This window comes from Streptomyces otsuchiensis (assembly GCF_004305975.1).
Taxonomy (GTDB): Bacteria; Actinomycetota; Actinomycetes; order Streptomycetales; family Streptomycetaceae; genus Streptomyces; species Streptomyces otsuchiensis.
Map to the genome: position 1 here is coordinate 1 of NZ_BHZI01000281.1, position 7,382 is coordinate 7,382.

General features: G+C 77.2%; 1 protein-coding gene and 1 pseudogene. Both read left to right on the forward strand.

The genetic code is table 11. The annotated features are described in order from the left end of the window. The first annotated feature begins 152 nt into the window (after nt 1-152). Entirely contained in the window at nt 153-4,907 is a 4,755-nt protein-coding gene (locus E0D90_RS28055; protein ID WP_438827430.1) for a type I polyketide synthase, read from the forward strand. Between the two features lie 77 nt (nt 4,908-4,984). Further along, nucleotides 4,985-7,382: pseudogene (locus E0D90_RS21485) on the forward strand (type I polyketide synthase); the annotation flags it as partial.

Consider the following 7,382-nt stretch of genomic DNA (forward strand, 5'->3'; position numbering starts at 1 on the left):
CCCTCGCCGAGCACCTGCTGCGCACGCTCGGGGACGACGACGGGCCCGCCTCCGCGACACCGACGGGCGCCGACACCGCACCGGCGGCCAGCGCGCGCGAGGAACACGCGGACCGGACCGGGTACGAGGACGGAGACGGCGACGACGACCCGATCGCCGTCGTCGGCATGGCCTGCCGTTTCCCCGGCGGCGCGGACAGCCCCGAGGAGCTGTGGCGGCTCGTCGACCGCGAACGCGACGTCGTCGGCCCCTTCCCCACCGACCGGGGCTGGGACCTGGACCGCCTCTACGACCCCGACCCCGACCGGACCGGGACCAGCTACGTCCGCGAGGGCGGATTCCTGCACGACGCGGGCGACTTCGACGCGGCGTTCTTCGGGATCTCCCCGCGTGAGGCCCTCGCCATGGACCCGCAGCAGCGGCTGCTGCTGGAAACCGCGTGGGAGACCTTCGAGGACGCGGGGATCGACCCCCACTCGCTGCGCGGCGACGCCGTCGCCGTCTACGCCGGGCAGATCCACCATGACTACATCGGACGGCTGGACACGGTCCCCGGCGAGCTGGAGGGCTACCTCGGCCACGGCACCGCCGGCAGTGTCGCCTCCGGGCGCATCGCCTACACCTTCGGCCTGGAGGGGCCCGCCGTCACCGTCGACACCGCCTGCTCCTCCTCGCTGGTCGCCCTGCACCTCGCCGTACGGGCGCTGCGGTCCGGGGAGTGCACCATGGCGCTGGCCGGCGGGGTGTCGGTGATGGCCGCTCCCACGCCGTTCGTGGAGTTCTCCCGCCAGCGCGGACTCGCCCCCGACGGGCGCTGCAAGCCGTTCGCCGCCGCCGCCGACGGCACCGGCTGGTCCGAGGGCGTCGGCCTGCTCCTCGTCGAACGGCTCTCCGACGCGCGCCGCAACGGGCACCGCGTGCTCGCCGTCGTCCGTGGCACCGCCGTCAACCAGGACGGCGCCTCCAACGGGCTGACCGCACCCAGCGGCCCCGCCCAGGAACGCGTCATCCGGGCCGCGCTCGCCGACGGCGGCGTCAGCCCCGCCGGGGTGCAGCTCGTCGAGGCGCACGGCACCGGGACCCGGCTCGGCGACCCCATCGAGGCCCAGGCACTCCTCTCCGTCTACGGCCGGGAACGCGACGGGGCCGACCCGCTGTGGCTCGGCTCCGTGAAGTCCAACCTCGGGCACGCCCAGGCCGCCGGGGGTGTCGCCGGAGCCATCAAGGTCATCCAGGCCCTGCGGCACCGCCGGATGCCGCGCACACTGCACGTCGACCGGCCCACCGAACACGTCGACTGGGACGGCGGCGAGGTCCGGCTGCTCACCGAGGCGCGGGACTGGCCCCGCGAGGAGGGCCTGCGGCGCGGAGCCGTCTCCTCCTTCGGTGTCAGCGGAACTAACGCCCATGTGGTGCTGGAGGAGGCGCCCGCCGAGCCGGCCGCCGCTCCCGGGGCCGCTCCTGCCGCCGCGACGCCCCCGCCGCCGCTGGTGCCGCTGCTGCTGTCCGCCCGGGACGCGGGCGCGTTGCGTGCCCAGGCGGGTCTGCTCGCCGGACGGCTGGAGGACGGCGCCACCACCCCGGTCGCCGACTTCGCGCGTGAACTGCTGTTCCGCCGCGCCTCCCTGGAGCACCGCGCCGTCGTCCTCGCCGTGAACGACGAGGACGGTGCGGGAGGGACGGACGGTGCGGGCGGCCGTGCCGTCACCCTCGCGGACCTCACCGCCCTCGCCGCCGGCCGCCCCTCGCCCGCGACGACCACCGGCACCACGCGCCCCGGCGCCCGCACCGTGTTCGTCTTCCCCGGCCAGGGAGCCCAGTGGGCGGGCATGGCCCGGCAGCTGGCCGGGCAGAGCCCCGTCTTCGCGCGCCGTCTGGCCGAGTGCGGCCGGGCCCTCGCCCCGCACACCGACTGGGACCTCGACGACGTGGTGCACGGACGGCCCGGCGCCCCCGGGCTGGAGCGGGTCGACGTGGTCCAGCCCACGCTCTTCGCCGTGATGGTCTCCCTGGCCGCGCTCTGGCAGGAGCTCGGCGTCCGCCCGGACGCCGTCCTCGGCCACTCCCAGGGCGAGATCGCCGCCGCCTGCGTGTCCGGCGCCCTCACCCTGGAGGACGCCGCCCGCGTGGTCGCCCTGCGCAGCCGCGCCCTCACCGCCCTCGCCGGCACCGGCGGCATGCTCTCCGTGCAGGTCTCCGCCGACGAGGCCGCCGCACGGCTCACCGGCCACGGCGACCGGGCCGCGGTCGCGGCGGTCAACGGCCCGCGCTCCGTCGTCCTCGCAGGGGAGCCCGGCGCCCTCGACACACTCGCCGAGGCGTTCACCGCCGACGGCGCCCGCGTCAAACGCGTCCCCGTCGACTACGCCTCCCACACCCGCGCGGTCGAGGACATCCGCGCCGCGATCGAACGCGACCTCGCGCCCGTCACCGGGCACGCCCCGCACATCCCCATGCTGTCCGCGCTGACCGGCAGCTGGGTCGAGGACGGCGAACTCGACGGCGGCTACTGGTACTCCAGCCTGCGCGGCACCGTCTCCTTCCGTTCCGCCACCGAGACCCTCCTCGCCGACGGCCCCGTCACCTTCGTCGAGATCAGCCCGCATCCCGTCCTGCTCCCCGCCGTCGGGGAGACCGCCGACGGCACCGGAGGCGAAGCCGCCCTCGTCCCCACGCTGCGCCGCGACGACGGCGGCTGGGACCGGTTCCTGACCGCCGCCGCCCAGGCCCATGTGGCGGGCGTGCCCGTGGACTGGACAGCCGTCCTGGGCACCGAGCCCGGACCGCGCGTCCAGCTGGACAACTATCCGTTCCAGCACCGGCGTTACTGGGCCGAGCAGCCCGCGGCGGACGCCGCGCCGGAGACCGGAGCCCCCGGCGACGACCGGCAGCGGGAGTTCTGGGAGCACGTGCGCGAAGGCGACGCCGACGGACTGGCGGCACGCCTCGGGCTGGCCGCCGACGCCACCGCCCTCGCCGCGCTGCGCGGCCTGCTGCCGGCACTGGACTCCTGGCGCGCCACCGGTGAGGACGCCGCGCGCGCGGACACGCTGCGCTACCGGACCGAGTGGCGCCCCGTCCCGGGCACGGCCCGCCCCGCGCCGTCGCCGGGCGGTCGCTGGCTGCTGGCGGTGCCCGAGGCCCCGACCGACGGCGTCGTCCGTGCCGTGCGCGAGCTGCTGACCGCGAGCGGCACCGAGGTCGTGGAGGTGCCCGTCCCGGACGAGGCGACCCGGGACCAACTCGCCGCACGGCTGGGCGGGCCGGCGGAACACGCCGACGGCGTGCTCTCGCTGCTCGCCCTCCGGGAGGCGGCGGGTGACGCGGGTGATCCGGGTGACGCGGGCGGCTCCCACGGCGACGACGGCAGCGACGCCCTGACCGCGACCCTCCGGCTGCTCCAGGCCCTCGGCGACGACGGCCGGCCCCACCCGCCCGTCTGGCTCGTCACCCGGGGCGCGGTGGCCGTCGCCCCGGGCGAGGCCGTACCCCACCCCGGGCAGGCCGCCCTCTGGGGGCTCGCCCGGGTCATCGCCGCCGAACTGCCCGAAGCGCACGGCGGAGTCATCGACCTGCCCGCCGCCCACCACGCACCGGAGAACGCGGCACCGGGCGCCCTGGACGAGGAGACCGGCCGCCGGCTCCTGGCCGTCCTCGCGGGGCACACCGGCGAGGACGAGATCGCGCTGCGCCCCGACCGCTCCTGGACCCGCCGGCTGCGCCACGCCCCGCCGCCCGGCGCCCCGCGCCGCGCCTGGCGACCCGGCGGCACCGCCCTCGTCACCGGCGGGGACACCCCCGTCGGCCGGATCGTCGCCGACTGGCTCGCCGAGAACGGCGCCGCCCAGGTGCTCCTCCTCACCCCGCCCGGCGCTCCGGACGCGCCGGCTCCGCACGCGGACGCCGTACGGGCCGTCGTCTGCGACCCCGCCGACGAGGAGGCCCTGCGCGCCCTCCTCGACACACTTCCCGGCGGCGCCCCCCTCCGTACCGTGGTCCACGCCGGTGGCGTCCTCGACGACGCCACGATCGGCACCGCCTCGGGCGAACGGGTCCGCCGTGTGCTGCGCGCCCGGGCCGGGGCCGCGCTCGCCCTGCACCGGGCGACCGCCGCCCTCGACCTCGACGCCTTCGTGCTCTTCTCCTCCCTGGGCGGCACGCTCGGCACCGCGGGCCAGGCCACCTATGCGCCCGGCCACGCCGTCCTCGACGCGCTCGCCACCGCCCGCCGCGCGGCGGGCCTGACCGCGACCGCCGTGGCCTGGGGCCACTGGGCCGTCCCCGACGGTCCCGACGCCCCCGACGCGCACCGCCCCGACGTCGCCCGCCCCGGGGTCCACGACCTCCGGCCGGCGACCGCGCTCGCCGCGCTGCGCCGGGCCCTCGACCACGACGAGACCACCGTCATCGTGTGCGATGTCGACTGGGCCACGCTGGCGGGCCCCGCCGTGCCGCCACTGCTCTCCGAGCTTCCCGAGGCCACCGCCGGACGCGACGACGCCGGCCACCGGGGTGAGGGCCCGGACGCGCTGCTGCGCCGGCTCGCCGAATCCGACGCGGCCGGGCGCCTCCGGGTGCTCCGGCAACTGGTCCTCGACCAGACCGCCGAGGTGCTGCGGCACGCGGACAGCAGAGCCGTCGACCCCCGCCGCGGCTTCCGCGAACAGGGCTTCGACTCGCTGGCGGCCGTGCAGTTCCGCAACCGGATCTGCGCCGCGACCGGGCTGACCCTGCCCGTCACCGCCGCCTTCGACCACCCCTCGCCCCGCGCGCTCGCCGACCACCTGCTGACCGCCCTCGCGCCGGAGAGCGAGGCGGGCCCCGGCGGCGACGCGGACGACGACCTGGAGCAGGCCACCGACGACGAGATCGTGGCGCTGCTCGCCTCCGAGTTCGGCATCACCTGACCCACCGCCCACGGCACCCACCCCCCAGCCCGGCGGAAGCGAAAGGACGACAGGACGTGGCGGACGACCGCATACGGCAACTGCTCAACAAGGTGACCGCGGAACTCCGGGAGGCCCGGGCCCAGCTCGCCGCCCGCCCCGGCGCCACGGGAGGCGCGGGCGAGGCCGTCGCCGTCGTCGCGGCGAGCTGCCGCTACCCGGGTGCGGTGCGCTCCCCGGAGGACCTGTGGCGGGTGGTCGCCGACGGCACCGCCACCATCCGGGACTTCCCCCCCGACCGCCACTGGGACGGGCCCGCCCTCCACGACCCCGATCCCGACGCACGCGGCTCCATCACCGCCTGCCGGGGCGGCTTCCTCGACGACGTCGCCGGGTTCGACGCCGACTTCTTCGGCATCTCGCCGCGCGAGGCCCTGGCCATGGACCCGCAGCAGCGGCTGCTCCTGGAACTCGCCTGGGAGGGCTTCGAACGCGCCGGGGTCGACCCCGAGACCCTGCGCGGCGGGGACGTCGGCGTCTTCACCGGCATCAGCGCCACCGAGTACGGGGCCCGGTACGCCGGAACCCCGCACGACCTGGAGGGCTACCTCGGCACCGGCAAGGCGGGCAGCGTGGTCTCCGGGCGTCTCTCCTACGCCTTCGGCTTCGAGGGGCCCTCCCTCACGGTCGACACCGCCTGCTCCTCCTCGCTGGTCGCCCTGCACCTCGCCGTCCGGGCCCTGCGCGCCGGGGAGTGCTCCATGGCGCTCGCCGCCGGCGTCGCCGTCATCACCGAACCCGCCGTGTTCGTGGAGTTCTCCCGGCAGCGCGGCCTCGCCGCCGACGGCCGCTGCAAGCCCTTCGCGGCCGCCGCCGACGGCACCGGGTTCAGCGAGGGCGCCGGGCTGCTCGTCCTCGAACGGCTCTCCGACGCCCGGCGCCTGGGCCACCCCGTCCTCGGCGTGATCCGTGGCAGCGCGGTCAACTCCGACGGTGCCTCCAGCGGGCTGACCACCCCCAACGGCCCCTCCCAGCAGCGCGTCATCCGGGCGGCGCTCGCCGACGCCGGGCTCGGCCCCGGCGATGTCGACGCGGTCGAGGCGCACGGCACCGGAACCCGGCTCGGCGACCCCATCGAGGCCCAGGCCCTCCTGGCCACCTACGGCCAGGGGCGCGGTGGCGACCCCCTGTGGCTGGGGTCGGTCAAGTCCAACCTCGGGCACGCGCAGGGCGCGGCGGGCATGGCCGGGGTGATCAAGATGCTGATGGCGATGCGGCACGGCGTCCTGCCACGGACACTGCACGTCGACGCCCCCACTCCCGCCGTCGACTGGGACTCCGGCGCCGTCCGGCTGCTCGGCGAGGAGCGGGAGTGGCCCGCGGGGGAGCGGGCCCGGCGGGCCGGCGTCTCCGGGTTCGGGATGAGCGGTACCAACGCGCACGTGGTGCTGGAGGCCGCGCCCCCGGTGGAGGAGTCACCGGCCGCCGCCCCGGGTACCGGCACCGGCTCGCAGGACCGGAGCCGCGCCGCCCTTCCCGTCGTCCCCTGGCTGCTCTCCGGCCAGGGCCCGGACGCCGTGCGCGCCCAGGCCGCCGCGCTCCGCGACCACCTCGCCGCGTCTCCGGCCGACCCCGCCGACACCGGACTGGCCCTCGCCACGCGCCGCGCGCTGCTCTCCCACCGTGCCGTGCTCGTCGCCCCGCCCGGGCGGCTCGCCGCCGAACTCGGCGCACTCGCCGACGGCGAGCGCGACGCCGCCGTCGAGGAAGGCAACGGCGGTGCCATCGCCTTCCTCTTCCCCGGCCAGGGCGCCCAGTTCGCCGGCATGGGACAGGAACTCCACGCCGCCTACCCGGTGTTCGCCGAAGCCTTCGACGCGGCCTGCGCCGAACTCGACACCCACCTCGGCCCGGAGCTCAAGATGCCCGTCGCCGACGCCGTGTTCGCCGCCGAAGGCAGCGCCGAGGCCGGCCGGCTGCACGAGACCGGATTCGCGCAGGCCGGGCTGTTCGCGGTCGAGACCGCCCTGTTCCGCCTGCTGGAGTCCTGGGGCGTGTACCCCGACCTGCTCGCCGGGCACTCCGTCGGGGAACTCGCCGCCGCCCACGCGGCGGGGGTCTGGTCCCTCCCGGACGCCTGCGCCGTCGTCGCCGCCCGCGCCCGTGCCATGCACCGGCTTCCGCCCGGCGGCGCCATGAGCGCCGTCGACGCCGGGGAGGAAGAGGTCGCCGCCTCGCTCGCGCCCTATGGCGGCCGCGTCGTCCTCGCCGCCGTCAACTCCCCGCGCGCCGTCGTGGTGTCGGGTCCCGCGGAGGACGTGGAGGCGGTCACCGCCGACTGGTCCGGACGCGGGGTACGGGTGAAGCGGCTGAAGGTCTCGCACGCCTTCCACTCCCCGGACATGGACCCCGCACTCGCCCCCTTCCGTGCCGTCGTGCGCTCCGTCACCGCGCACGCCCCGGCGCTGCCCCTCGTCTCCAACCGCACCGCCCGCC